Below are 24644 nucleotides of genomic sequence, written 5' to 3' on the forward strand. Positions count from 1 at the left end.
CCTCTTCTCTTACGCCTTGCTACTCAGCTGTGGCCTATCGCCTCTTCGCAGGGAAGAAGCGATAAAGCCTGCTATCGCAGCTTCGCTTTCCACCAGAAGTAGTACGCAACCATAAGCGCAAGGCTAATTAAGTAGAACAGATATACGGCTTCCAGAAAGCCTAAGCGGGTTTCGCTGCCAATCGAAGTAGCGTGCACATAGACCAGCACGAAGCCCGGCAACCACAACAGGTGCAGCCACTTCAAGCTGACGAAACGCCGCCGCAGCCAACCCGCAAGCGCCACGACAATGAAAATCCACAAGGCGATAGTGCCAAGGCTGACTTGTAGCACATAAAAGCCCCCACTGAACTCCGGCACTAACCAATGCAAGGTCGAATGCCCGGCTCGAAGGGATGTCGCCATTATGAATAGGGCCGCATGAGCCACCAGTGCCCCTACGGTGATGAGCCCCAAGGTCCGATGCACCTTCTGGGTTGCACCTAAAGCTTTTGCAACGGTAGGCAAAGCCTTTGCGACAGCCAGCATCGCCTGCAACCATAACAAACCGAAAGCTAACAGTCCGAAAAAGCGCGAGAAAATATAGATGCTTTGCCCAGGCGGCATCTCGTAACGCAGATAAACGGATGGATTACCAACCAACGCCAACCACGCAACGAGCGCCGGCACCACCACCAGCAACACAGCAAGCCCAGGAATCGCACCTCGAGAAATCGTCATCGCCCTCACTCCTTGACAGCCGCCAAGCACGCGGAAGCATCTTGCAGGCACTCCTCAAGCTGGAGCATCGCGTCGCCACGCGTTAAGCCTCGCGTCCCGACGATCGGCAGGCCAAACTCCACCCACCCCTGTATTCCAAACGGATCAAGAATCACGGAGTTAGCCACTCCGGCGTCATGCAGGGCTTTTGCGAGCTCGAAACCACGAAAATCCTTAACGCAGTAACTAACAACGTAGTCGGCTTCACCGATTTTCTCTGCGATGGCTGGAGAAACATCTCGCAATGCAACGTTTAACGCTCCGGGGATATGTCCCTCTTTAAACTCGTTCGGCTCGCGTACATCGACAAAGACGACCCGTTTACCCTTACCCATTTCCCGTAGTAACAAATCTATAGGCACTTCCGGAATGAGGCGGTTTCTATTAGCCACGGCAAAATCTACCGCTCCGCAGTCAATAGCCAAGTCGCGGGCGGAAAAGCTTTCGCCGCTTTGCTCCTGGCGCTGCAGCAACCGATAAACTCGATCAAAGAAGGCGACATAGCAATCCGCGCTTACACCTTCTCGGCCATAGGTTCGTTGCAAGGACCGAAACCCTTGCTCCATCAAGGGCGACTCCGGCAACTCCGCGGGCTTCCAAAACTCGACCTCCACTTCTTGCACAATCTCGCCCATGTAGGTCAAAACCGGATCGTCAAGCGCAAACTGCCTGCGTACAACCTCGAACGCAGAAAGACCATCCTTCCGCCGAAGCTCCGCGGTTTCGACATCGAATACCGTTGCCCCCTCCGGAAAAGAGGCACCTGGCTGAACGATCTTCAGCTCCGCCTCCGGGTCAACAACATGACTCAACAACCAAGCCGCCGCCCATTTATCAGGCCCTAGGCCGTACTCGGTAGCAAAGACCTTGGACTCCGGATTGCTAGGAGAGCCACACCCCACCACGATCATCGTGAAAATAAGAAGACATACGGAAAAGCGCTTCATCCACCCCAACTCCTGTAAGGCACACCATCCACTTGGCAAGCAGAGTTTGTTTCCCTAGACAAAAAACATCATAGGACAAATTATTGATCGGTTTATCAACTTTTATCTAGCAGAATATAGCTTGTATAGAGAAAGATAAAATCAATTAATTTATAAATTGTTATATGTAGAAAATATAAAATTGACTGGATATTTTTAAAGGTTCTCATTAATCGCGTTGCGACTGGAGTAGTGCCTCCCAATACCGAGCCTCCTCCTCATCGGGAGCTCCGTGGTCGCCTCGCCCCAAGATGTATATGATAGAACGGATAGACTGTTGGCGGTCTGAAGGGGGCAATTTCTGGTAGTAGCCTATAGCGACATCACGGTCCTCTCGATACCCTGACTGATGGCATGCTAATCGCCAACATGCGATACGGATCCCAAGTGAAGATTAGCGCCAGCGCGCCTCAAACCCAGTTTATGCGCTAGTCCTGACCAACGTGAACCCAATCAGCCGCTTGGAGCGCCCACCAGCCTTCACGGCCTTTCCCTAGCCCCTGGCGCCGACATAACAAAGCCTTTTCAATAAATTTTGCCCTTCCTCCTGGGAAGAAACCTGAAAGTAGACGTCGCCATTCCTATCAACTCTGTACACACTAATCTCATAACCATCCCTTAGCCGAATCGCGTTCCGACGCCACCCCCGCCAACCGCGTAGCGAATACAAAGTTTTTGCGGCAGAATTCTCTTGCGGCGTAAGAGATACAACAACCAAGCCCCCTCCGCCTCGGCCCGTCTCAATACGCGGAGAAGCAGGGAGCGGCGCCGACCTTTCTACAAACAAGGAGCACGGATCAACATCAACAACGTGCTCATCGTCGACAAACATGACCACGACAAACGCCACAAAAAAAAGAGCCAAAACAAAACACACTGCCGCTAGCTTCATAATTTCTACCACCGACAAACATGGGCGGAATTATGGGCAAGCGCACCACCTAAAAGTTGTATCATTCCCACTCCCAAGCCCCATGGGTTAGCTTCTACACGCCCGGTAATACTGCTCGCTGAGACGGTCTCCACCCCACCTCCCAGCTTACCTACCAATAATCCCTGTATGCCCTGTATAGTCGGGACCCTGACGAGCTATCGCGATAATGTCGCTAGGCTGCGCCGACCCATCGACAACCGACCAATAGACATCATAGTCGTCGGGACAGAAAAAGCAGGCCAACCGGTCGTTGCCGCGCTGGGCGACTTGCTGCGGCAGGCCCGGCAGATCAATCCAGAGCTTCCTCGCCATGCGCCTCCTCCGTGAGCCATTCGCCCTCAAGCCTAGCCCGCGTCAGCCCCGGCGCAAGAGTGAGAGGAAGTATTAGAAGAAACTGTTCGCTGACGCCGGTTTCGGGCCCTCACATCACAAACATTCTGACATGCATTTAACGTCATCATAAACAAACAGGGGCTTAGCTGCATGCCGCACACAAGCTTTACCCAGTTGCCCCAACAAAGCCTCCGCAGCACCCTGCGCGGCGTGCTTGGTTACTAGCCCAACAACTTAGCAAATAGAAATACAAACAACCGGATCTTTATTTAATTCTTTCAGATCACGTCCCGCACGTTCAAAGTTCATGAACAGTGGGTTCTCGTAACGACTTCCCGTAGACCAGTTTGCCGCTTACTGCTGACTCAGGGGGTAATCCTGATCAGCAGGGGAATAACCCGAGATAAGCCCAGAAGGGTCGATATTGTTCACCGAATCATTCAACACATAGCCGTAGGTGTTGAGATTCGCAGACTCCCCGACCTACACGCGCTATGCCTCCGACGAAAAATATCGCTCTACCGCTTTACTCTTGTACAAATAAAATAGAATAAGCACTCCGACAAGCCCATTAATCCACAACCCCATCAAAAATCGCTCAAACTGGTCAAAAGTAGACGGCAGAAGCAAAGGCGATGCCGATACCAGAAGCCAACCAAGGACATACAAAAGCCGAGCGCTACGTACTCTTTTTACAAGCATAAGCGAGGAGAAAAATAGACGGCAGAGCATCCAGCAACGCCGACAAGCTCTAATAGGCTATTCGCATAACCATAGATGGAGCCGGAACCCTGGCCCAATAGAACTGACCCAACTACGATGATCGGCGAAAAAAGGCCTACCACTACCAAGAACTGCAAAAACCCGGGCATCTCCCGATACTGACCGGTCATCTCGACCCTTGCACTCCCCAACCAATAACTTCCACTCCAGCTGACCCTCCAACGCAGCAATTTCGGCATCCAAGGCATCCATGCCGGCATGCCATTGCTCCGCCAAAATGAGTCACTGTCAAACAGTGTGTGGGTATGTAGACGGCTAGGGACGAATCTAATCAAGACAACGGGATACGAGAGAGGCGCCATCAATGACACCGGTATATGTCCTCGTGGCTTCGCCTTCATTAAACCAAGCCTGTAATGGGCGCAAACAACGCTACTATAATCCCCAACTGTCCTAAAATTAAAAAATAACACCCAGAATTTTCCGACGTCCAATAACCTGATCAATCACGACACCCTTGTATGCAAGGCCAGCGGTAACGCAAACCAGTGCGAAGCCTGACAGTGATAACCACAAAGGAAACGCAGAAAGCGCCAGTATAGTGACTACATAAGTGGGCGAAAGTACCAAGCCTGCCACCCATGGCTTATGAAGCACACTCGGCCTAGTTATAACCGGGCACGCAGTACCCTTGCTCGAACTCCGCATCTGACCAGCCGTCCCCATCGTAATCACAATATAGCGTTTGACAAAACGCGGTGTTGGTAGGTTTTAATAAACCATACAAGAAGAAGCCAATTGGGTTTGCAATAATTCGTCCAGTCCTCGGATCTATCCTCGCAACCTTACCAGTTGCTTTCTCTACACCTTTACTGAGAACTCGGTTTGCAAGCTGCTCCGCAGGGGATCTTGGGGCGCGAACTCCTCCCGGCGGGACAGATATCGGATTACCGGTCCGAGGGATCCGCCCCGATTGGTCTATCGGACCTGGGCGATTGATAGGACCACCTATCACACCATTGGGTGCCAACCCCAATGGAGCGATAAAGTTAATTGTGCCTCCTTCAACATAGGCATATAGATTTAAACCCGCTCACCGAGCGGGTTTGGCTTAGGTCTTCTCAGATATCTATATTAGGGGATTTTCTGCTCTGGCCCCGGAGTCGTCGAAACCGGAAAACTCCTACTTGTGCCGTCACTACCGAAAAACGACACGCTTGAGGCCCTACACGCGAGTTCCGCTCCGACAGACGGCTCGATGTAAACCATTACGTCCCCGTGAAGCACGGCGACGGGAAGACGATCTAGCCCGAGCAGCCGACAGCATCGCGAAAAGTCTTCGCTAATAACATCCGTATCGAACAGCACGAAGTCCAAGATTACGTTCTGCATCCTCATGCCAGACAAATAAAATTCCTTAACTCCTTGAAAACGCAAAACTCCCTCTTCGACCCTCCCCTCGGAGCAGAGATCTATCGAGACAACCCCTCCGTCGCGGTCCACCTCGACGCTAACGATTTCCCAATCATGCAGATCGGGAAATATGACGGACTGACTTTTATCCATTTCTTGCTCTCTTACGCAGTCACTACCTCGGAATGGGTGATACCGGCACGCCGGGACCTCTAACCCCCCGATCCCAATTATGAGCGTGGGGCGAGCCTTGCCCATGGTCATGGCCATAGTCAATATCGACAGCAGGGGTTCCGTCCGGCCCATACAATCGATCTTGCTTGCCATGGGGATGTTCAACCCACCCACCAGGCGGACCATGAAAAGGGTTGCCGCGCTGGCTGTCGGATTGCGTATCACTACCGCCTGACGGACAACTACCCCCTTCCTGTCCGTTCGTATCGGCTTCGTTGAAGCTACAGACGCCCGCAAGAAGGCATGCAGCAACCATTGCACCGGGACCATGCCGCCGCGCCGCTGAAGCAATGCCATTGACGGCAGCTCGACCACCGATGATACGGATACCTACACCTATCACAACACCTTGAGCGGCGAGGCCGTGGGGATCGACGTAGTTGACCGGATCACCTTCAACATACCCATACAGGTTCACATCCCCACCGCTAAACCCTATCGGATCCTCCGCCGCGAAGCGCCCCAGGTTCGGCAGATAGTACCGCGCCCGATAGTAGTACAGCCCCTCGAGCTCGTACTCGCGGCCGGTGTAACGGAACGGATCATCGCTTGGATCAGGGGCGCGGGCTTCAGTCACGCCGTAGGGGCTGTAACCATACCGCGCGGTGACCGTACCGCCGGCATCGGTCAGCGCCATCACCGAGCGCTGGTGGTTGGCGTGGTAGTAGCGCGGACCCCGCAGGAAATCCTCGGTTGCCAATGGCTCGTCGATAAGCGGGCCGAAGGTGGTGCGACTCTGCACGCTGCCGTTGCCATCCAGCACCCCGACGCGGTCGAGCCCGTCGTAGACGAAGCGCTCGGTGGCGCCGTCGACGGTACGGCTCCAGCGGCGGCCGAGTGGGCCGTAGGTATAGCTTAGGGTGGCTGAAGGCGCTCCTTCGGGGGCCGGGTCCGCATCGCGCGCAACCGCGATAAGCTGGTCGTGCGCATTCCAGGTGTAGCGGGTGACGACGCCGCTCCCCTTATGCCGTTGCTCGGTTAGGTTGCCGTTGGCGTCGTAGCTATAGCTGTACTCGCCATCTTCCAGAAGGCGGTTATTGGCGTCGTACACGCCGCCGTGCTCTAGGCGATTACCGAGCGCGTCGTAGTCGTATGTGTAGGCGGTGTCGCCGTATAACGCTTCAACCAACCGGCCGGCGGCATCGTAGGCGTACTGCCAGTCGTGAGCGTCATCGCCTCGCCAGCGGGTCAGTCGCCCGGCGGCGTCGTGGCTGTAACGATAATCGGCGGTGAATGGGCCGTTATGGGCCAGTTGGGTGAGCTGACCGGCAGCATCGTAGTCGTAGTGGGTCGTCGCGCCGTTGGGCTGGGTTAGTCGCGTACGCCGGCCGAGGGCATCGTAGCTAACCTGGTAGTCGCCCAAGGCGTCGGTGATGCGGGTAACCAGCCCCCGGGCGTCGCGCGCATATTCGACCGTTTGATCGAGCGCGCTGAGCCGAACCCGCTCGCCTTCGGCGTTTCGGGCGATGGAGACGGTTTCGCCGTTAACGAGCTCTTCGCTCAAACGGCCGGCGGCGTCATAGCTGCGGTTGACGATACCCGTGGGATTCTCCGCTCGAATAAGCAGGCCGCGATCATCGTAGGCATAGTCGGTCCATTCGTCGCCGGCATCTTCTCGTATTAAGCGCCCGGCCACATCGTAGCTATAGGTGACCGCAATTCCGTTAAGCCGGGTAACGGTAACGAGGCGGTTGTCGTTCCGGTAGGCATACGTTTCTTGATTCTCATCGGGCCATACGCGGGCTATACGCCGCCCGTAGTCGTCGTAAACGAAGCGGGTTGTATTGCCGCCGGCATCGGTTAACGCCAGCCAACGACCGGCCGGGTCATACGCATAGCGCGTGGTAGACCCGAGCGGGTCGCGGGTTCGCACTACGCGACCCAAGGCATCGTACTCAAACCGCGTGGTTTCCCCGGCAGCGTTTTCGACTGCAACCAGGTTGCCAATGGCGTCATAGCTGAGCTGGGTCGTACGGCCTAAGGGGTCCGTGACCGTTAGGGGAAGGCCGATAGGGTTATACGTAAATTCGGTTTGCTCACCGTCTGCGTCGACGATGCGGATTAAATCGCCCTGCTCGCTCCATTCAAAACGTGTCACAGCACCCTGTGGGTCCTCTACCCGAATGGGGCTGCCGGCGGCATTGTAGTCAACTTTGGTCTCTCGGCCCGTTGGGCTAACGATGAGGTTGGGGTCGGGTAACTCCGTGTCATAAACGTAGCGCGTAACTGCGTCTAGAGGGTCCGCAATCTCGGTGATACGCCCTAAAGCATCGCGCACCATCTCCCAAGTTGCGCCGCTTGGGTCGGTTTCCGCAATAACATTGCCGTTTGCATCCCGCGCACTGCGGTGGCGTCGACCGGCAGGATCTATACGCTCGATGATGTCGCCATGCTCGTTATAATGAAAAACGTACTCGGCGCCTCGACGATCGGTTTTGCGGGTGGTGCGATCATTGGGGGCATAACGGTAATCCCACCGGTTTTCGCCTTCCGTGTAATCGCTAACACGACTGTTGTTATAGTTAACGGATGTCAGCACTACGCCTGCCTCGTCCGTTACCCGCGTAAGCTGGTAATACACCATGCTGTCGTGCTGCGGACTAAACGGGCTGTAGCTGTAACGGCGGGTGCCGCCTTCGGGGTTGGTGACAGCGACTAAGTTGCCGTCAAGGTCGTAATCGTACTGCCAGGTACGGCCGGTGTGGTCTTCAACCGTGCGAACGTGGCCACGACTTGTATAGGTAAGCTCCAACGCGCGGCCATGTTCATCGCTAATGGTAAGCAAACGGCCGTCGTCGGCGTAATCGTAGGCGAGTCGGTTGCCGTAGGCGTCCACCTCTTCGATGAGTCGCCCTAGGCTATAGGTTTCGTAGGCGCCGTCGGGATATATAAGCCGCAGCGCGCCGCCGTCCTGCGGAACGATGCGCCATTCCTGCCCTTGATGTTGAAAACTTACCTCGCCGATGGGTCGGCTGGTTTCGAAACGACGCCGTTCGCCGTTGGCTTGGCGCAGGATGTAAAAAAGCGCTTCGGCGTCGCCGTTATCACCGGACTCACGCACGACATAAAGCGCCTTATCGCAGCTCACACTCCAGCCATTTCCAAACAGCCCGCTGCGGGGATCGTGAGATTGATAGGTACGGGTCAGCTCCATGTGAGGTCGGCCAGGGAGCACAACATCGGTTTCGCGCCAAGTGAAGTGGCCAGTCGCTACGTAAACGGGAGAGCCTTGTTTGGAACAATCGCTCGGCCCTGTTTCGCAGTATCCGCCTTCGCAAGAGCCGGGGTCGCTATCTGGCCCCGGTTCTTGCCAATCCGTCGGATCGTGAGCTTGGTCCCAGGGGAAATGGTAAGCATGGGCAGGTAGAGAGAGTGCCGCGATAATTAATAGCACCCACAGATAAACTAAGCTGTACTGCTTAGGATTATATGACCACTTCCTTGTCATCATTTACTCCCCCCTTATCGCCTGCATCCGCTCTGACAGAGTCTCGAACTGGTTATCGAGATAGAGCAGACGAAACTTCCAACTTGGGTTGTCATCTAGCCAAGCTTCGATTGCTTGACTGTTCTGCCGTCCATAAGCTGCGTGCTCGCCGGCGCTGGTCCCGTACTCTGCGTAAACGGCGTCGATTGTGCGTCGGGTCCGGTTGTCTAGGCTCGTGTCTTCAACGCGTGTGGCCTGATTCGCCAGCAATTCTATCCGCCTCTCCATGCCGGCCAGGGTGAGCTCGCGCACCTCTACCTCCAGCTGCAGGAAGGTCTCCGGCGTCAGGCTGCCCCAGCCCAGTACTGGAGACAGCAGCAGTAATAGCGTAAGGAGTATCCGTTTTGTTGTAGTCATTGCCGGAGCCCTCAGTAGTAAATCCGTTGGAGGGTATACTCGGTTAGAGACCGCGAGCCGTTGGCATCCACTGCGGTCAGACCGATGCGATAGACCCCTGGCGCCACGAACTCACCCGCCTCTCCCTGCAAGTTCCAGTACAGGGTATTCGTTCCCTCCGAGAACCCACCGTAAATACGCTGGGCAACGACTTCCCCCGTAGTCGCGTCGCTTACCGTAAGCTCGACGCTAGCCGCTTGTGTTAAATCGAAATCCACGAGCAGTTCCGGCTCTGCACCAGGGCTGAAAACAGGCTGAGCCGTACGCAAACCGCTGACATGCGCACCGCTGCGTACGTAAATCGCGTTGTCCGGCAAGGTGAATGCGAAAATACCGAACAAGAATCGATCGCCTCCCGGGGGCGGATGAGTCGGCCGTCGCTGTCCGTGCCGTACCAAGTAATCGTGTGGGAGCCTCTGCCTAGCGGCTGGCGTTGCATGAAGGTCACGAGCCGGGTATTGACTCGGAAGCGGCCCATGAAGGCCGTTACTTCTGCGGCTTCGTTGAGAGTGAACGTAATCTCCAGCGGATTATCGCCAAACGGCTGAAAGCTGCTCGGGACCGAGCTGCGCGGCGGGTTAAACTCCCTGTTGCCGGTTGTTTGGCCGAGGTCATGACGGTGGACTTGATCGCCGGTTTCATAGAGCAAGATGGCATAGTAGGGCCCTTCGGGCACCGCCGCTCCTTGGTCGTCACGGCCGTCCCAAGCATCTTGGTACGCGCCGGCAGCTCGATGCGACCAGGGCACGAGGGTACGTACGACTTGGCCTTGGCTATTTTCAATGACCAAACTGGCACGCGCCGCCGCTCCAAGGGTAGTGCTAACCGTGGCGGTTTCCTCCAGAGCCAGATCAATGGTGTCGTCGGAAACCGAGAGGGCGGTTTCCATGCGGACGGTGATGGCCAATACGTCTTCCGCTTGTTGCCCGTCCGCTGTTGTAATACGTAGCCGGGGATAGAATATGCCGGGCGATTCGTAGGTGTATTCAACGGTTGCTAACTCGCCAACTGCCTCGAACGAGCCGTCCCCGTTGAAATCCCAGGCCCACTCCGTCACCGGCTCATCGGCGGGATGCGAAGCGGTGCCCGAGAAATTAACCGTAAGCGGGCCATCACCGGCGGAGGGAGTTGCCGTAGCTACGACATTGGGCGCTCCCACCGGTGCCGCTCTAACGTCGATAATAGGCGCGCCATACTCGGTGCTGGCTCCCAAAACGTCGGTTACCCGCAAACGCGGGCTATAACTTCCCACTTGATCATAAACATAACTAAAGTCGGTGTACGGCCCGCTGTAGTCGTAAACACCATCGCCGGTGTAATCCCACTCGTATAGCGCGATGCCTTCGTTGTCGGTTGCCTCGACGCGGAAATGAACGGTAAGCGGGATTTCGCCGTTAGACGGCTGGGCGATAGCCGATACGACCGGCGGGGCATTCTTCACCTCCACGGTTACGTAGCCGATGTGCATGTCGCCACGGCTATCCTCAGCGCGTAAGGCGGCCCGATACGTTCCAGGTGTTGTATAGGTGAAGTCTTGATGCCGTCCTATGACTTCCGTCCGGTCGAAGGTGCCATCGCCTTCGAAGTCCCAGGCGTACTCCTCAATAGCGGTATCCGTGTCGACATCCGGGAAGAAACGCACTTGTAGCGGTGCGTATCCCACTTCCGGCACCGCGCGTGGGCGAGCTCGTAGCGGCGTTAATGCTACGGCATAGTGAAACTCGGCTTGCGCACGATTACCGAGCAGGTCCGCGGCAACGATTGCTGACGTGAGTTCTCCCTCCGGCCATTGGTCGCCTTCCGGAGGCTGGAGGAGCAAATCGCCCTCCGTATAGCTCATCCAGTTAGCGCGCTCCACACCATTGACATAAACCTGTACTTGCTCAGGATTCACACCAATGCCGGCATCAACAATGGAATACCGCAACGGAGCCCGAAGGTCAGAGAGAGTCGTTCCCTCTGCAGGGGAAACCGCTTGAATCACAGGCGGCAGCGTGTCGACTGAGAAGGCAACGTCGAGGGCGCCCACGTTACCCGCAAGGTCCGCGACTTGCACGCGCAACTCGAGCTCACCTTCAGGCAACGGCCGATCTTGACTGGGACGCAGGACAATAAGGCCGCTGTCCGGCCTGCGTAACCAGGGCAGGAAATTGCGCAAAACTTCATAGAGATCGCTACCAACCAGCAGCTCATCTAAATGATTCCAGGGGCGACGGAGGTTGGTATAAACGAAATAGGTGTCGCTGGTGTAATCTTCGCCATTCACCAACAGTCGCCGCGACGAGCGGTCAATTCCGCTGCGACTAAGCCCTGTGCGGCCCACTTCTTCAACGGCAAAACGCACCTCAGCGCGCTGATCGCTAACGAAACTATTTGCTTCTGGCTCGATTAAAGAGATCTCGGGAGGGGTTCGATCAAATGTCGCTTCGGCGCTGACGGACAGCGTTATTAGAACCAATAGCAAGTAACGATACCTGCCCTTCTTGGCCGTAGGTTTATCGCTCCGCCCCGCCGCCCCGCATCGGTGTCGGTGTCGGTCACCCATGCTAACATCTCCCTTGTTTGCTTTATCCTTGCATTATGTGCCTGGGGCTGCTTCTACGGGCCGCGGAAGGTGCAGCGCTTTGCAGGAACGGCTACGCCCCATAGCGATTATTCAGGCACGATAAATGGCAGGTTTTTCACCCCTGCTTGCCCCATAAAACCGGCTACGTTAACGGTCATCACATGGTGCCCCGGCTCTAAGCCGCTTGGATGAAAGCGCCAGCTAAGTGGCACATAGCCGTTTTCTTCTTCCGACACAAACTCGTAATTAACGAAAAAAGCCACTTCGAATAGGGTTCGCTGTAAGAGCCAGCGATCCTCCTTCGGCACATCGACACGAACTACTGTCGGCCCCGTCAACACGGGGACACCTGATTCGTCATGTTCGAAATCGCCTATAAACCACGCCTCCACATGCGGGTTTCGGTCATAAGCTCTTGGAATGAAATAATTCGGGGATAAAGCCTCGCCATCCCGCACAAGTTCTAGCTCGGTAAAATCGACATCCCGCTCGGGCCATTCCATTTTCCGGCGGTAGGTTAAGTAATCGAGCTCCTCGTTGCCGGAAGTAATCACGACGTCGCGAGGCAAGGAGAAAGCGCCGACAACAATGTGTAAGCGCGGGTCGTCTAGAACACGGGCAACGCCATCTTTGTCAAAGCCACTCCACCGTTGAATACTCCTTCCCGCGAGCTTAGGCTCCCAGTCGGCCAGCGAGACGACCATTGCGCCACCACGAATACCCGCACGGATCAGCACGCGGGCATGGGTGGGCAGAACGTATTCGATATCGCCGCTAGGCGTCACGTTGCTCTGAAGGTTTCGCAATACAACGCCGCCACTCGTTTCTCGGGAGTCAATTCGCTGGCGTTCACCGTTGGTAAACTCGGCTTGCAAAGTAAGCACATAGGCCTCGTCCGGCACCAAGACGCCGTTCTTATCCTTGCCGTCCCAGTGCAGAGCGTGTTCACCGGCGCCGACTGTCTCCTCCGTGATCAAGGTACGAATACGCTCGCCGTCCGGAGTGTAAATACCTACCTCGACCTTAGCAGCGTCGGCTACTTTAAAGGGTATCGCCAATAACTCACCCCGAACTGGCGAGAATTCGCGGTTTTCAAGTTGCCCAAAGCCTAAAGCACCCGCGTAGGACGCCGGCATCAAAGCGTAGAGCAGTGCGAAACAGATAATTCGCCCACAGCCGAGTACCCCGCCTTTATTTTTCATCGCGCCACCTTGAGCGAACGTATATCGGACACACCCGGCGGCAATGCGATTTGTTGATCTATGCCGTTCGGCGACCAGCGTCTCACCTCCGTGCCTAGCGGCGAGCGACGAATAAAGTAAACATTCCCCTCTTTATCGACAGCGGGATTCGTGTCGGCGACATTCCCCTCAGTCAATTGTTGGTATTCCGCGCCATCAGCGGAAACGCGCCAAAGGTGGTACTGGCCTGCCTTGTTGGAGCTAAAGTAAATCCACCGCCCGTCTGGAGACGGTGTCGGCTCTTTTGCTATCGCGTTAACCCGCGTGACCTGCTCCGATCGGCCAGAGGCGAGATTTCGCCTCCAGATATCCTGAATTATTCGGCCGCAGTCCTTTACGCAAGCGACTTGAGCGTAGTACAGCAGATCACCCTGATGCGCTGGATCGAATTGGCTAGATCGCTGAGAAATTACCGGTGCAAAACCAGGATTGCCGTGGGAATTCAAAGCAACGATAGATGTTTCCTCGCTAGCGCCTCCTTTAAGCCTAACGAGGAAAATACGGTTGTCCTGTTCGCTGTACGCCGGCTGAGCGAAGGCATCGTCTTGCGATTCCAGAAGGAGTTGGCTGGTACCCGAATCAAGCGAAAGCCGCCATAAACGGCCCTGTATATCGAGATAAACAACTTCTGCTTGCGCCTGAGAATACGCGAAATCTGTGGGCTCTTCTGAAACGTCGCTAATTAAGGTCGGCTTCTGCTCGCCAGGACGCACTATCCATAAGGACCAGCGCTCCTCAGCATAGCCAAGAAACGCCGCCCCCGCCGGCCAAGTGGCCGCATGGGCCGCCGCCGACAAAAACACTATCGACAAGGCAACTGACAACGAGACTAAGCGCATCCCAACCCCTCAATCTTTTGATTTATTTTTAGCGTGAGGGAGCAGAAAAACAATAAGACATAAGCACTATTATCAATAATTTATAATTATTTAACACCTGTATATTGTGGGATATTTAGAAACGGGCACTATGCAACAATGCCAATGGTTTGCCAACGCGATGATAAGGGCGTTAAAACTTAGAAGCCCACCGATTAGTGGGCGTATTCCTAAATCATATCCGCTTCACTTTGGGCTCACGCTCCCACCAACGTAGCTGGCGACATTTTTGAACGAAACCGGCGACATCTGCGGCAGTTTTCAGCGTAACGCAGCCCTCATCCAGATCATTCGCTATTCCCGCCTTGTCCAGCAAAGGCTGGGCCGCCTCGTCGTAGGCGATAAACTTCAGATGGGCGAAGGCATCGGCCACAAAGTCGCGAGCAGTAGCCTCGCTGGCAAGCAGCTTGGCGCCGTCGCTTGATGGCAGTAAGACGACGGCGTCGAAGACAACGGAGGGCCCACCGTCAAGCTTCTCGTCAGCCTCCACCCATACCCCATCGCTGGCCGTCACACCGCCGACCTGGGGGGCGACTAAAATCATCTGGGCGCCTTCACGTTGAAGTTGTTGCTGTAGGGCGGCCAACACGTCGGCATCGGCGCCGTCGGTAACCAAGACGCCTACTTTTCGCCCTTTAAAGCTGCCGGGCCCGTTTTGATGATACTAAGCGCAGGCGACTCGGGTAGATCCATGCGGGTCGGTTTGGCGGCCTCGGCTGGCGGCGGCAGCTGCGTTAGGCGCAATCCCTTTGCCACCGCTTTAGCTAAGTCCTGGTCGACGTTCAGCAGGTGAGAGACGACACGAGCGCGGATCGCCTCCCGCTCTACCTTACTCAGCTCGAAGGTAAAGGCCGCGATAATATGGCGCTGCTCAATGTCGGTTTGGCTCTTGTAGAACTGTCGCGCTTGGCTGTAGTGATCGGCAAAGGTTTCCGATCGCACGCGTAGCTTTTGCCCCTGAACGTCGCTTGGATAGGTGGAAAAGCCTTTATCCGGCGACTCCCGCGGCCCTTCGCCCCAGGAGTTCGGCTCGTAGTTCGCCCGCCCCTTAGGATTGACGAAAGCCATATGGCCATCCTGCTGCAAGGTATGGAAAGGGCATTTCGGCGCGTTGATCGGTAAATGGGTAAAGTTTGGGCTGCCCAATCGCTTCAGTTGCGTGTCGAGATAGGAGAAATTGCGCCCCTGCAATAAAGGGTCGTCGGTGAAATCCACACCGGGGACGATGTTTTGCGTACAAAAAGCGACTTGCTCGGTTTCGGCAAAGAAGTTGTCCACCGTACGATCGAGCACCAACCGGCCGACGCGCCGGATGGGGACTAACTCTTCGGGAATGATTTTCGTGGCATCCAAAACATCGAAATCGAACGTGTCGGCAAAGTCCTCATCAAACAGCTGCAAACCAAGCTCCCATTCGGGGTAGTCTCCTGCTTGAATGGCATCCCACAAATCCCGTCGGTGGAAATCAGGATCGGCGCCGTTGATTTTCAACGCCTCGTTCCACACCACCGACTGCATGCCTAACTTGGGCTTCCAATGAAACTTAACGAACGTGGACTTACCTTCGGCATTAACAAGGCGGAAGGTGTGGACGGCAAAGCCTTCCATGAACCGGAAAGAACGCGGAATAGTCCGATCCGACATGATCCACAACGCCATGTTGATGCTCTCCGGCATCAGAGAGATGAAGTCCCAGAAATTGTCGTGCGCCGTCTGCGCCTGAGGAAAACCGCGGTCCGGTTCCTGCTTCGCAGCGTGGATGAGATCGGGAAATTTGATAGCGTCCTGAATGAAAAAGACGGGGATGTTATTGCCGACCAGATCCCAATTGCCCTGTTTGGTGTACAGCTTGACGGCAAAGCCGCGAACGTCTCGCGCCAAATCGGCGGAGCCTTTATTCCCTGCGACCGTTGAGAAACGCACGAATGCCGGCGTTTTCTCGCCTGGGCGCTGAAACAAGTCCGCCTTGGTGAATTCGGCTAAGGAGGCATAGTTTTCGAAGTAACCATGAGCCCCGAAACCGCGCGCATGAACGACTCGCTCGGGGATCCGCTCATGATCGAAGTGAAAAAGCTTTTCTCGAAAGTGGAAGTCTTCCAATACCGTTGGACCGCGGGCGCCGACCTTAAGAGAGTTTTGGTCGTCGCTAACCGGAATGCCTTGTTGCGTCGTGAGGGTGGGGGTTTTACCGCTTGCCGCCTGATGAGTCTCGCCACCTTGGCCGCGAACGACTTCCTCATCGGCAAAGCGTACGCGTTTTCCTTTGGAATCATTCGTCCGCATCACAGGCCTCCTTACCGTTACTCGCTACCGCTGCTCTCACACGGCTAGGCAGCAAGCTGTCAGCTCCGTATGAAGCGGTAGAAGAGACTAAGAAGGTGGGGACGAATAGCCGCCTTATCTATCGGCGCCAGCTATCTCGCAAAGATCAAAGGGGCCGTTGCGGTAAACGCCTCAAGAGGAGGCGCCAAGTATTGTTGGTCAGGAATGGTGCAGGACTTCGCTCCGCAAGCGAAGCCCTGCGGGAAGCTCATTTAAAATCCGGCCGCCATCATTCCACCGCCAATGCCCAAAAGCATCATAAACGCGAAAAAACCAGGTAAATCAGCAACAAGACGCCAAAAATGGTGAAATAGGTTTTCAACCGCGTCATAGCGAACATCGCTTCGCGGGCATCGTCTCGGTTATAGGCCCGATCCACCGCGCCGGCAGCCTGCATCAACATAACCCCCGCCCAGATCGGCACCCACGCAACCAATAAGCCGACAATAGTGATCGCGGTCAGCACGCCCGAAAGGATCATCATGACCCCAATCAGTTGCATCCAAAACTTCGCCCGGTAAATCGGCTCGATGACATCGCGCGCCACTGTTTGTTCTGTCGTGTTATTCATAATCTACCTGTTCAATCGTCTTTAACATCGCAGCCCCAAAGTCGAGGCTCCCCCAAGAAAGATCCACATTACCAGTAGTTGGTAAAAAATTGCAGGTCTAATGCCGTCAGGAGAGCGCTTGCGAGTGACTACCGGTGGGTGGTATTAAGACGGGTAAGACGAACCAGGGATGCTGTAATGCTATTATCGCTGAGATACCGATTTCTCTTCGTACATATTGCTAAAACCGGCGGCACTAGCGTTCGAACCGCACTCAGCCGGTACCGCTACAACGGGCGCTATGGGATGTTAGCGTTCGCCGCCGACAAACTCGATCAGCTTAGCGGTCACCGCATTGGCGCGAAGTTCCCGCGCCACGCGAAAGCTATTGCCGCCAAAGAAATGCTGCCGCGCGAGGTGTACGAACAGCTATTCAAGTTCGTCTTTGTTAGAAATCCGTGGGACCTTCAAGTTAGTTCTTTCCACCATATCCGTCGTGAACGGCCGCAGCTGATGGGGCCTTATCATGATGACTTCGAAGGCTTTTTGCGTTGGAAACTGGACCCCGAGCGACCGTATCAGTACCACATCGACACCTCGATAGAACGACAATCTGATTACATTGTCGATCTTGATGGCAATGTAATCGTTGATTTCATCGGCCGGTACGAAAGCCTTAATGAGGACTATCAATGGATCTGCCAGCGCATAGGCTTGGCTAACGATGAACCGCTACCACATAAACGCCAAGCCAAAGACAGGCAGAACGATTATCGTCGTTACTATAGCGATGCCACTGCAGAGCTAGTTGCGCAGCACTTTGCCCGGGATATCGAGCTATTTGGATACAGCTTTGACGGCGCAACATCACCTAAGCCGAGAATCGAAAGCACTAGGTACGTTGTTCTTCCTGCTGGCGACTAGCGCCCGGTACTAATAAAGGCGCTACCGAATCGTATAAGCCTCGAAGATATTTTTAAGCATGGCATGATCTCGGTGTATACCACGTATAAGTTGTGCTTTCAGTAAAGGCCTGCGTAATGTGTCCAGATCTATGATCCAAGGCTCTTCATTATATATAAGTACATTTTTGCCTTTGAGATCACGGTGAGCGTATCCTGCCGAATGTAAATAAGAGATACTTTGGGCCAAGCGAAGAGCTACCCTCTCTTTCGCAGCACGACCAATGCTTGGGTCTGCAAAGTACTCATCAGCAGCGATCCCTTCTGCATACTCAAACACAAGAATCGGGCATGGTGTTAACCAACCTTCTTTTGCCTCAATGCGCGCCAAAGGATACGGTGTTTTAATGCCGAGATTGAGGATCAGTTCTGCATTCCGCCAGCTACGGAGAGCTAAGCTGGGCCCTAGTACCCTCTTGAGCCTCGAAGACCAGTCAACAACGTTAAAACGTTTAATAATCACCGGCTCGCCTGCGACCTCTGCCTTGGCAACGGTTGATCGTGCATGAGTTTTAAAGAACTCAGAAGCCAAGCGGAACGGATCATCAGCATTTTTAGAGATTACTTCTTTGAATGCATCCCCGGCTTTCTCGTGCCAATAAATTTTCATTGAGTATCAATACCTAAGCGGGCGAGCAAGCCCTCAATAATATACTGAAGTAGAGCAATCCAGAAACCTACAGCTTCGCGGTCTGCCCCCCGAACTACGAAACATAACTATTGAGCGGTCGTTCTAAAGCATCATCGTAATGAGGAACGAATCAGTTCTAGAACCCTACCTAAGGCACCCCTACCCTCCTTCACAAAGGCACGTCCGCTCGCACCCATCTTCTCGCGTAAGGACGCGTCATCGAGCAGTGCGTTGACACGTTCCGCCAGACTCTCCGCGTTATCTACGCAATAAGCAGCGTTGGCCGCGATCAGTGCCTCTGTTACTTCCGTAGCATTAAAATAGTTTGGCCCAATCACTACCGGAACTGACAACACCGCTGCTTCCAGTGCATTATGCCCCCCTAAAGGCGCTAAGCTTCCGCCTATGAAAGCGAGATCTGCCGCAGCATAGAAAGTGGAAAGCTCACCTAAGGTGTCTCCAAGAAAAACATCAACGTCGGCAGCAACTTCTGACACAGCCTCAGTTCGACGCACTAGGCGGTAGCCGCGGTCAGCGCATAATTTCGCGACTTGATTAAAGCGCTCAGGATGACGAGGAACAAGGAGCAGAAGCAGATTCGGGAACCGCTCTCGAACCCGATCAAAAGCCTCAAAAATAGGCTCCTCCTCACCTTCGCGCGTACTGGCAGCAATCCAAATGGGCCTATTTCCCATAACGCGCCTAAGCGCACGGCCTGCTAAAACTTGCTCATCGGGATAGGGCTGGTCGTGTTTTAGATTCCCAACGGCATCGACCCGCACCTTGCCCCCTCCAAGCTGACGCAAACGCATCGCGTCGCCCTCTGATTGCGCGGCAATCGCTGTGAATGCCTCCAACATCGTCTTTGCAAAGCCGAGGACGCGCTGATAACGCTTCAGCGAACGTTCAGATAAGCGTCCATTGACCAAAAAAGAGGAACCCGTCGCCTACGCAACTGATAGAGAAGATTCGGCCATAACTCGACTTCCAAAATGACCCCGACCTCCGGCCGCATCCGGTTTAGGAAGCGGCGCACGGCACCAGGAACATCCAACGGCAAGTAGCTGTGAGAAACCTCCTCACCACATAGTTGGCCTAACCTTTCACGACCGGTGGGTGTGATCGTGGTGACATGTAAAGGTTTATCCGGATACTCTTCCCGTAACGCATGAATTAGAGGAATCGCCGCCTGAACCTCACCAACTGAGGCGGCATGCAACCATATACAACCGGAAGGTACCGTTCTGAAATCAAGCGCCAGACGCTGGCCCCACCCTGTTCTGTAAGCTGGCTCACGCAATCCACGGTAAGCTAGCCACGCCAGCACTATCGGCAAGCTAATATAAGCTAGCAGACTGTAAATAAAACGCACTTCACCTTCCAATCAGTAATCTGGGAAAACCGGCTTCTGCTAACGCATCCAAGTTTTGCATTACGTCGTTAACCTTTATGCGCTCCATAACTGACGGATCTCTCACTCTCTTCCCCCATGCAATCTCCTCTACCGTTTTTCCGAACGCCTCTCTCACTGCATCAGGATACCGATTAACAGTCCATTTCAAGCTTAGGTAAGGCCCTGTTCGGAACGGGTTCGAACTCGCGTACAAGCCAATAACGGGGGTGCCGACTGTATTAGCCATATGAGCAGGCCCTGAATCAGGCGAGATCAACACGTCAGCACGCTGCAACACGGCAAGCAGCTGCTTTAAAGAAGTGCCCCCAATCAAATTTAATGGCTTGGCGGTCATCAAGCGGCTTATTTCTTCCCCGTACCACTGCTCAAGTTCGCTCCCCCCACCAGTCAAAACCGTCTGCATGCCATAACGACGTGCAGCTTCGTCGGCTATGGTTGCATAAGACTCGGCAGGCCAGTTACGGAAGTTGTTTCGTCTTTCACTGCTGCAGGGGCTGATCACTAACACCCTCCCTCCGCCAATTCGCTCACGCACGAAGGCTTCGGCGTCGGACGGTATGGGGATATTCCAACTCAGCACCCGCTCGTGTAAACCTAACGCTTCCAAGAAAGCAAACATTGTCTCCTGCTGATGGACCCGTGGGTTTGATACAATGCGAGCATTGGTAAACAACCACTGAAAATCCTTGGCACGCGATTTATCGTAGCCCAAACGAATGTCTGCCGAGATAAGGCGAGAGAGAACACTAGCGCGCAGCGCTGCTTGCAGGTTAAGCAAAACATCAAAGCGACGGCCCGCAAGTCTGGATCGTAGTTCTGTGTACCCTTTCCATCCGTTCCGCTTGTCGAAAGTGATAAACTCTACTCCTGGTATATCACTAAGTAGTGACGCCTCAACACGGCCGATGACCCAGGTAATGGCCGTCTCAGGCCAATGTGCCTGCAGAGTTCGAACCAACGGAACAACGTGGCAAGTGTCCCCAATAGCGGACAAACGTAGGATACAGAGACGTTTTGGAAGCGTCGCCAACGATAATTTGCGATGCAGACTCATAAGACAATCCAACAAGGTCGAAACTACATTGTATACGACTCCGCTCTTTTACCGCAGGCCGGTGAGTGGTTGTTCGACCCCGTTGAGCTCAGAGAACGCGAATTACTGATTCGGGCAACCAGCGGCCGACGGAGCGCACATGTTTTCCGCTACGCAGGTAAACGCTTTGTATTACGCCATTATTGGCGGGGGGCACTATTGGGCGCCTCATTCGAGACAGCTACTTCTGGGTAGGGATTAACAAGTCGCGTCCCATGCAAGAATGGGCGCTCTTGAACCAATTGCACTCTGAAGGCTTTCCAGTACCTCAACCGGCAGCTGTTAACATCCGCCGTTTCGGCATGACCTATCGCGCCAATATCATCACCTTGGAGTTACCGAACACTGAAACACTCGCCGATCGCCTAATACAGGCTCCCCTAGCACCGGAGATCTGGCAGCGCATCGGGACTACAATCGGCAAATTTCATTTGGCTGGCGCATATCATGCAGATCTGAACGCACGCAACATACTCGTCGATGACTACAACCGAATTTACCTCATTGACTGGGACCGCGGGCGCCTTCGTTCGTCTCCGTCTGCTTGGCGCTGGAAAAACGTTAAACGGCTACAAAGGTCACTACGTAAGATTGCAAGCTTCTCGTATCTGAATTTTTCCTCTAACGATATAGACGCTTTCCTCGCCGGTTATAACAGCGGAAAGCGCTCCTGAGCTCCAACGATAGGCTGCCCATCATGGATACTGCTCGCCCAAAGATTGCGATCCTCATTTCCTTCTCCGGCGATGGAGGAGTTGAAAAAATGATCTGCAGTCTTGCCAGGGGATTCCTCGAGGCGGGAGTGGCGGTCGACATGCTATTAATTAAAGCTAAGGGCTCACATGTTGACGCTATACCACCAGGTGCGCGGGTTATTCGTCTTAACGCTGCCACATCGTTGGCCAGCTTGCCCAGTATCATTCGCTACTTTAGGAAAGAACGACCGACTGCATTGTTAGCCGCCAAGGACCGGGCGGGCCGGGTAGCTCTCTTGGCAAAGCGTATTGCGAGAACCGATACACCCGTAGCGATCCGACTCGGTATGGATCTTTCAGGCTCCATGGTCGGTAAAAGTCGGCTGCAAAAAATATTGCGCTACTGGCCTATCCGTAAGCTATACCCCAGGGCGGAAGCGATCATAGCCGTCTCCCAAGGAGTTGCGGAAGACATAAAAACAGTTGCCCACTTACCCAGCGAACGAGTACATGTACTCCCGAACCCGACCATTACTCCTGAAATGCTCGCGCTCGCAAAAGAATCAGTAGAAGACAACTGGTTCAATAATGCTAACCACCACAAACTGCTCGCGGTCGGAAGACTAACAAGGCAAAAAGGCTTCGACACACTGTTAGAAGCATTTGCATTAGTGCGGAGCACAAAGCCTTGTCGGCTACTTATTCTTGGCGAAGGTCCGGCGCGCCCACAGCTGGAAAAGCAGATCAACGACCTCAACCTAACGGACTCGGTTCGTTTAGGTGGATTCTCGAAGAATCCCTATGCGTACATGGCGCGCGCAGATTTATTCGTACTAGCCTCTCGCTTCGAAGGCTCCCCTAATGTTCTAAAAGAAGCCTTAGCACTTGGAACCCCCTGCGTGGCAACCGATTGCCCTAGCGGGCCAAGAGAGATTCTTCAAAACGGCCACTTCGGCCCGCTGGTTCCAATTAATGACCCTCAAGCGTTAGCAACCGCCATACAGGACTGTCTTTCGAATCCGATAGATCGATCCATTCTACCTACAGCGGTTTCAGACTATACAATGAAGGCTAGTAGCGACGCGTACCTAAACCTGCTACTACCGTCGCGCCTGCCAGGCTAACTACCTTTTCCCTGGAAGTATTTCAAAGATGCTGGTCTCTTACTCACATAATTTCTTGTTCATTCATATCGCAAAGACGGGCGGGACAAGCGTTCGCGCAGCGCTCCGCAAATATCGTGGCGCGCCACGCTATGCCGTCCCCTTGTTCCTGACTAGCATGTTTAGCCAGATGACGCGGCCACGACACAAGCTTGGCGTCAAGTTTCCACGGCACGCTAAGGCAATTGCGGCGAAGGAAATGCTACCTGCGCCAATCTTCAACGAGATGTTCAAGTTCGCGATAGTCCGTAACCCCTGGGATCTTCAGGTTAGCTCCTATCACCACATCCGCCGTGAAAAACCGGAAGTGCTCGAGGGAGTTAAGAGCTTCGAAGAATTTCTGCGCCTGAAATTCGATCCAGAACGTGATTACAACTATATGCTCGACATTTCGGCGGAACGCCAGTGGGAATATCTCGCCGACCTAAACGGCAATATCATTGTTGACTTCATTGGCCGTTATGAGCGGCTGCAAGATGATTTCGCTACCATCTGCGATCGGATAGGGATTCCAACACCGACGCTGCCACATGAGCGCAAAGCTAAGGACCGTTCGGTATACCGTGATTACTACACCGAAGCAACGGCAGCCATGGTGGCTGAACACTATCAGCGCGACATCGAACTCTTGAACTATTCCTTCTAAAGCATCGGCGGTTTTTCCGACGCATCAACTGGACCTACTTCAGCCGGCCCATGAAAAAGCATCTCCTAAACTTGCAATCTTTGCAGCCACATCTGGCCACAGCGGCGTCGATAGGATACTTCGCAATCTTGTGCCCGAATTTACGAAACGAGGCGTTCTGACAGATATACTCAAAGTGGAAGGGCACGGGCCACACTTTGACCAATTACCCGATGGCGCACGACTTGTTGAACTTGGATCTCGTCACTCCGGCACGAGCCTTATTCCTTTAATAAAGTACTTGCGCAAACATCGCCCCAACGCATTACTTTCGGATAAAGAACGAGTCAACCGAACTGCCCTATGGGCCTGTCGTCTGGCTAAGGTTAACACCCATCACGTGGTCCGTTTTGGCACCACGATGTCTATAAACCTTGCGCGTAAAAGCCGATGGGAACAACGAATGCAGACTTTCTCTTTACGCCGTTTTTACAAGCGGGCGAAGGCCATTATTGTCCCGTCTCATGGCGTTAAACATGACCTCGTGGAGCACTTCTCCCTTTCTCCAGACAATATTCATGTGATTCATAATCCTGTTCTGACGGCGGACTTTTTTCAACGGGCGCAGGAATCAATACATTGGCCCTGGGATAACGACGATAAAACGATCCCTGTAATTATTGGCGTCGGAGATCAATCACCACGCAAGGATTTTGCCACCTTAATGCGATCCTTTGCTCTCCTTAGACAGCAACGCCCTTGCCGATTATTGCTCGTGGGCGATGGTGAAGAACACGCCTACTTAAAGAGTTTGGCAGTTGAGCTACGCGTAAACGACGATGTAGCGTTTACTGGTTTTGTGGCGAATCCCTACCCCTTCATCAAGAAGGCCAATGTGCTAGCGCTAACGTCTAAGCATGAGGGCATGGGAATAGTCCTCGCGGAAGCCCTTGCACTCGGCGTTCAGGTTGTCTCGACCGACAGCCCGAGTGGACCACGAGAAGTTCTTCAAAATGGCCGAGCCGGCTTTCTGGCACCCGTAGCAGATGTCGGGGGTATAGCCACAAGTCTCACCACGGCTCTAGACAAACCTATTGATCCGGAAATTTTATATACCGCAGCAAGCCGCTATAGCGCCGAACATAGCGCCGAACACTATCTTCGGGTGTTAGGCCTGGAGTAAGCGTTCACCTCCCCTAGGCCAGCGGTTCTTCTGCCCGCAAGCAATCGAGCACAAACC

Annotated in this window: 20 protein-coding genes and 2 pseudogenes; 5 read left to right on the forward strand and 17 right to left on the reverse strand. The window is 54.2% G+C overall.

What is annotated here, in order from left to right; translation table 11 throughout:
• Positions 1 to 71: 71 nt before the first annotated feature.
• The 13 genes and pseudogenes from CAI21_RS07850 to CAI21_RS07905 form a co-directional block, all read right to left on the reverse strand.
• Positions 72 to 719: a ferric reductase-like transmembrane domain-containing protein gene (locus tag CAI21_RS07850; RefSeq protein WP_116301780.1), complete on the reverse strand. Its 648-nt coding sequence runs from the start codon at positions 717 to 719 to the stop codon at positions 72 to 74.
• Positions 720 to 724: 5 nt separating this feature from the next.
• Positions 725 to 1705, reverse strand: coding sequence for a chromate resistance protein ChrB domain-containing protein (locus CAI21_RS07855; protein ID WP_116301781.1), 981 nt, complete (start codon positions 1703 to 1705; stop codon positions 725 to 727).
• Positions 1706 to 2783: 1078 nt separating this feature from the next.
• Positions 2784 to 2990, reverse strand: a complete 207-nt coding sequence (locus tag CAI21_RS23105; RefSeq protein WP_181919313.1) for a hypothetical protein — start codon at positions 2988 to 2990, stop codon at positions 2784 to 2786.
• Positions 2991 to 4868: 1878 nt separating this feature from the next.
• Positions 4869 to 5300 carry a hypothetical protein gene (locus tag CAI21_RS07865; RefSeq protein ID WP_116301782.1) on the reverse strand — a complete coding sequence of 144 codons (432 nt, stop codon included), beginning with the start codon at positions 5298 to 5300 and terminating at the stop codon, positions 4869 to 4871.
• A gap of 22 nt (positions 5301 to 5322) precedes the next feature.
• Positions 5323 to 8832 carry an RHS repeat-associated core domain-containing protein gene (locus CAI21_RS07870; protein WP_116301783.1) on the reverse strand — a complete coding sequence of 1170 codons (3510 nt, stop codon included), beginning with the start codon at positions 8830 to 8832 and terminating at the stop codon, positions 5323 to 5325.
• Positions 8833 to 9225 carry a hypothetical protein gene (locus CAI21_RS07875; RefSeq protein ID WP_116301784.1) on the reverse strand — a complete coding sequence of 131 codons (393 nt, stop codon included), beginning with the start codon at positions 9223 to 9225 and terminating at the stop codon, positions 8833 to 8835. It abuts the gene before it with no gap.
• Positions 9226 to 9236: 11 nt separating this feature from the next.
• Positions 9237 to 9482 carry a FlgD immunoglobulin-like domain containing protein gene (locus CAI21_RS23110; RefSeq protein ID WP_181919314.1) on the reverse strand — a complete coding sequence of 82 codons (246 nt, stop codon included), beginning with the start codon at positions 9480 to 9482 and terminating at the stop codon, positions 9237 to 9239.
• Positions 9467 to 11809, reverse strand: a complete 2343-nt coding sequence (locus tag CAI21_RS07885) for a PKD domain-containing protein (RefSeq protein ID WP_116301786.1) — start codon at positions 11807 to 11809, stop codon at positions 9467 to 9469. The genes CAI21_RS23110 and CAI21_RS07885 overlap by 16 nt, the downstream gene beginning before the upstream one ends.
• Positions 11810 to 11916: 107 nt before the next feature.
• Positions 11917 to 13032 (reverse strand): FlgD immunoglobulin-like domain containing protein, encoded by a 1116-nt coding sequence (locus CAI21_RS07890; RefSeq protein ID WP_116301787.1) that lies wholly within the window; start codon positions 13030 to 13032, stop codon positions 11917 to 11919.
• Positions 13029 to 13910, reverse strand: a complete 882-nt coding sequence (locus CAI21_RS07895; RefSeq protein WP_116301788.1) for a TolB family protein — start codon at positions 13908 to 13910, stop codon at positions 13029 to 13031. Before CAI21_RS07895 ends, CAI21_RS07890 begins: the two co-directional genes overlap by 4 nt.
• 214 nt (positions 13911 to 14124) lie before the next feature.
• The gene (locus CAI21_RS25530) at positions 14125 to 14565 is read right to left on the reverse strand and encodes a type 1 glutamine amidotransferase family protein (protein ID WP_309544942.1); all 441 of its coding nucleotides are present in this window, start codon (positions 14563 to 14565) and stop codon (positions 14125 to 14127) included.
• Positions 14566 to 14570: 5 nt separating this feature from the next.
• Positions 14571 to 16232, reverse strand: coding sequence for a catalase (locus CAI21_RS07900; RefSeq protein WP_309544943.1), 1662 nt, complete (start codon positions 16230 to 16232; stop codon positions 14571 to 14573).
• Positions 16233 to 16483: 251 nt separating this feature from the next.
• Positions 16484 to 16842: pseudogene (locus CAI21_RS07905) on the reverse strand (DUF5362 family protein).
• 177 nt (positions 16843 to 17019) lie between these two features.
• Here CAI21_RS07905 and CAI21_RS07910 point away from each other — a divergent pair.
• Positions 17020 to 17745, forward strand: a complete 726-nt coding sequence (locus tag CAI21_RS07910; protein ID WP_116301789.1) for a sulfotransferase family 2 domain-containing protein — start codon at positions 17020 to 17022, stop codon at positions 17743 to 17745.
• Between the two features lie 21 nt (positions 17746 to 17766).
• Here CAI21_RS07910 and CAI21_RS07915 read toward each other — a convergent pair whose 3' ends face one another.
• The 4 genes and pseudogenes from CAI21_RS07915 to CAI21_RS07930 form a co-directional block, all read right to left on the reverse strand.
• On the reverse strand, positions 17767 to 18393 hold the full coding sequence (locus CAI21_RS07915; protein WP_116301790.1) for a protein kinase domain-containing protein: 627 nt from the start codon (positions 18391 to 18393) through the stop codon (positions 17767 to 17769).
• A gap of 131 nt (positions 18394 to 18524) precedes the next feature.
• Positions 18525 to 19226, reverse strand: coding sequence for a 3-deoxy-D-manno-octulosonic acid transferase (locus CAI21_RS07920; protein ID WP_404840862.1), 702 nt, complete (start codon positions 19224 to 19226; stop codon positions 18525 to 18527).
• Positions 19221 to 19786, reverse strand: a pseudogene (locus CAI21_RS07925) (3-deoxy-D-manno-octulosonic acid transferase); the annotation flags it as partial. The pseudogene CAI21_RS07925 and the gene CAI21_RS07920, both read right to left, overlap by 6 nt.
• A gap of 1 nt (position 19787) precedes the next feature.
• Positions 19788 to 20882, reverse strand: coding sequence for a glycosyltransferase family 9 protein (locus CAI21_RS07930; protein ID WP_116301793.1), 1095 nt, complete (start codon positions 20880 to 20882; stop codon positions 19788 to 19790).
• A 182-nt stretch (positions 20883 to 21064) separates the two neighbouring features.
• Here CAI21_RS07930 and CAI21_RS07935 point away from each other — a divergent pair, with 182 nt between their 5' ends.
• The 4 genes from CAI21_RS07935 (at position 21065) to CAI21_RS07950 (ending at position 24587) form a co-directional block, all read left to right on the forward strand.
• Complete coding sequence (locus CAI21_RS07935; RefSeq protein WP_181919315.1) at positions 21065 to 21595, forward strand: 3-deoxy-D-manno-octulosonic acid kinase; 531 nt, start codon at positions 21065 to 21067, stop codon at positions 21593 to 21595.
• A 23-nt stretch (positions 21596 to 21618) separates the two neighbouring features.
• Positions 21619 to 22740 (forward strand): glycosyltransferase, encoded by a 1122-nt coding sequence (locus CAI21_RS07940; protein ID WP_116301795.1) that lies wholly within the window; start codon positions 21619 to 21621, stop codon positions 22738 to 22740.
• A gap of 28 nt (positions 22741 to 22768) precedes the next feature.
• Positions 22769 to 23425 carry a sulfotransferase family 2 domain-containing protein gene (locus CAI21_RS07945; RefSeq protein ID WP_116301796.1) on the forward strand — a complete coding sequence of 219 codons (657 nt, stop codon included), beginning with the start codon at positions 22769 to 22771 and terminating at the stop codon, positions 23423 to 23425.
• A 76-nt stretch (positions 23426 to 23501) separates the two neighbouring features.
• Positions 23502 to 24587, forward strand: coding sequence for a glycosyltransferase (locus tag CAI21_RS07950; RefSeq protein WP_404840863.1), 1086 nt, complete (start codon positions 23502 to 23504; stop codon positions 24585 to 24587).
• Positions 24588 to 24644 lie beyond the last annotated feature (57 nt).

This window comes from Alkalilimnicola ehrlichii (assembly GCF_003399765.1).
In the GTDB taxonomy this organism is placed as follows: domain Bacteria; phylum Pseudomonadota; class Gammaproteobacteria; order Nitrococcales; family AK92; genus AK92.

Excerpts from the sequence above, each read along its gene's own strand:
- CAI21_RS07945 (WP_116301796.1), top strand. The coding sequence starts at position 22,769 with ATGCTGGTCTCTTACTCACATAATTTCTTGTTCATTCATATCGCAAAG.
- CAI21_RS07900 (WP_309544943.1), bottom strand. The coding sequence starts at position 16,232 with ATGCGGACGAATGATTCCAAAGGAAAACGCGTACGCTTTGCCGATGAG.
- CAI21_RS07865 (WP_116301782.1), bottom strand. The coding sequence starts at position 5,300 with ATGGATAAAAGTCAGTCCGTCATATTTCCCGATCTGCATGATTGGGAA.
- CAI21_RS07890 (WP_116301787.1), bottom strand. The coding sequence starts at position 13,032 with ATGAAAAATAAAGGCGGGGTACTCGGCTGTGGGCGAATTATCTGTTTC.
- CAI21_RS23105 (WP_181919313.1), bottom strand. The coding sequence starts at position 2,990 with ATGGCGAGGAAGCTCTGGATTGATCTGCCGGGCCTGCCGCAGCAAGTC.
- CAI21_RS07895 (WP_116301788.1), bottom strand. The coding sequence starts at position 13,910 with ATGCGCTTAGTCTCGTTGTCAGTTGCCTTGTCGATAGTGTTTTTGTCG.
- CAI21_RS07885 (WP_116301786.1), bottom strand. The coding sequence starts at position 11,809 with ATGGGTGACCGACACCGACACCGATGCGGGGCGGCGGGGCGGAGCGAT.
- CAI21_RS07855 (WP_116301781.1), bottom strand. The coding sequence starts at position 1,705 with ATGAAGCGCTTTTCCGTATGTCTTCTTATTTTCACGATGATCGTGGTG.
- CAI21_RS07910 (WP_116301789.1), top strand. The coding sequence starts at position 17,020 with ATGCTATTATCGCTGAGATACCGATTTCTCTTCGTACATATTGCTAAA.
- CAI21_RS07920 (WP_404840862.1), bottom strand. The coding sequence starts at position 19,226 with ATGCGTTTGCGTCAGCTTGGAGGGGGCAAGGTGCGGGTCGATGCCGTT.
- CAI21_RS07870 (WP_116301783.1), bottom strand. The coding sequence starts at position 8,832 with ATGATGACAAGGAAGTGGTCATATAATCCTAAGCAGTACAGCTTAGTT.
- CAI21_RS07940 (WP_116301795.1), top strand. The coding sequence starts at position 21,619 with ATGGATACTGCTCGCCCAAAGATTGCGATCCTCATTTCCTTCTCCGGC.
- CAI21_RS07915 (WP_116301790.1), bottom strand. The coding sequence starts at position 18,393 with ATGAAAATTTATTGGCACGAGAAAGCCGGGGATGCATTCAAAGAAGTA.
- CAI21_RS07875 (WP_116301784.1), bottom strand. The coding sequence starts at position 9,225 with ATGACTACAACAAAACGGATACTCCTTACGCTATTACTGCTGCTGTCT.
- CAI21_RS07930 (WP_116301793.1), bottom strand. The coding sequence starts at position 20,882 with ATGAGTCTGCATCGCAAATTATCGTTGGCGACGCTTCCAAAACGTCTC.
- CAI21_RS07850 (WP_116301780.1), bottom strand. The coding sequence starts at position 719 with ATGACGATTTCTCGAGGTGCGATTCCTGGGCTTGCTGTGTTGCTGGTG.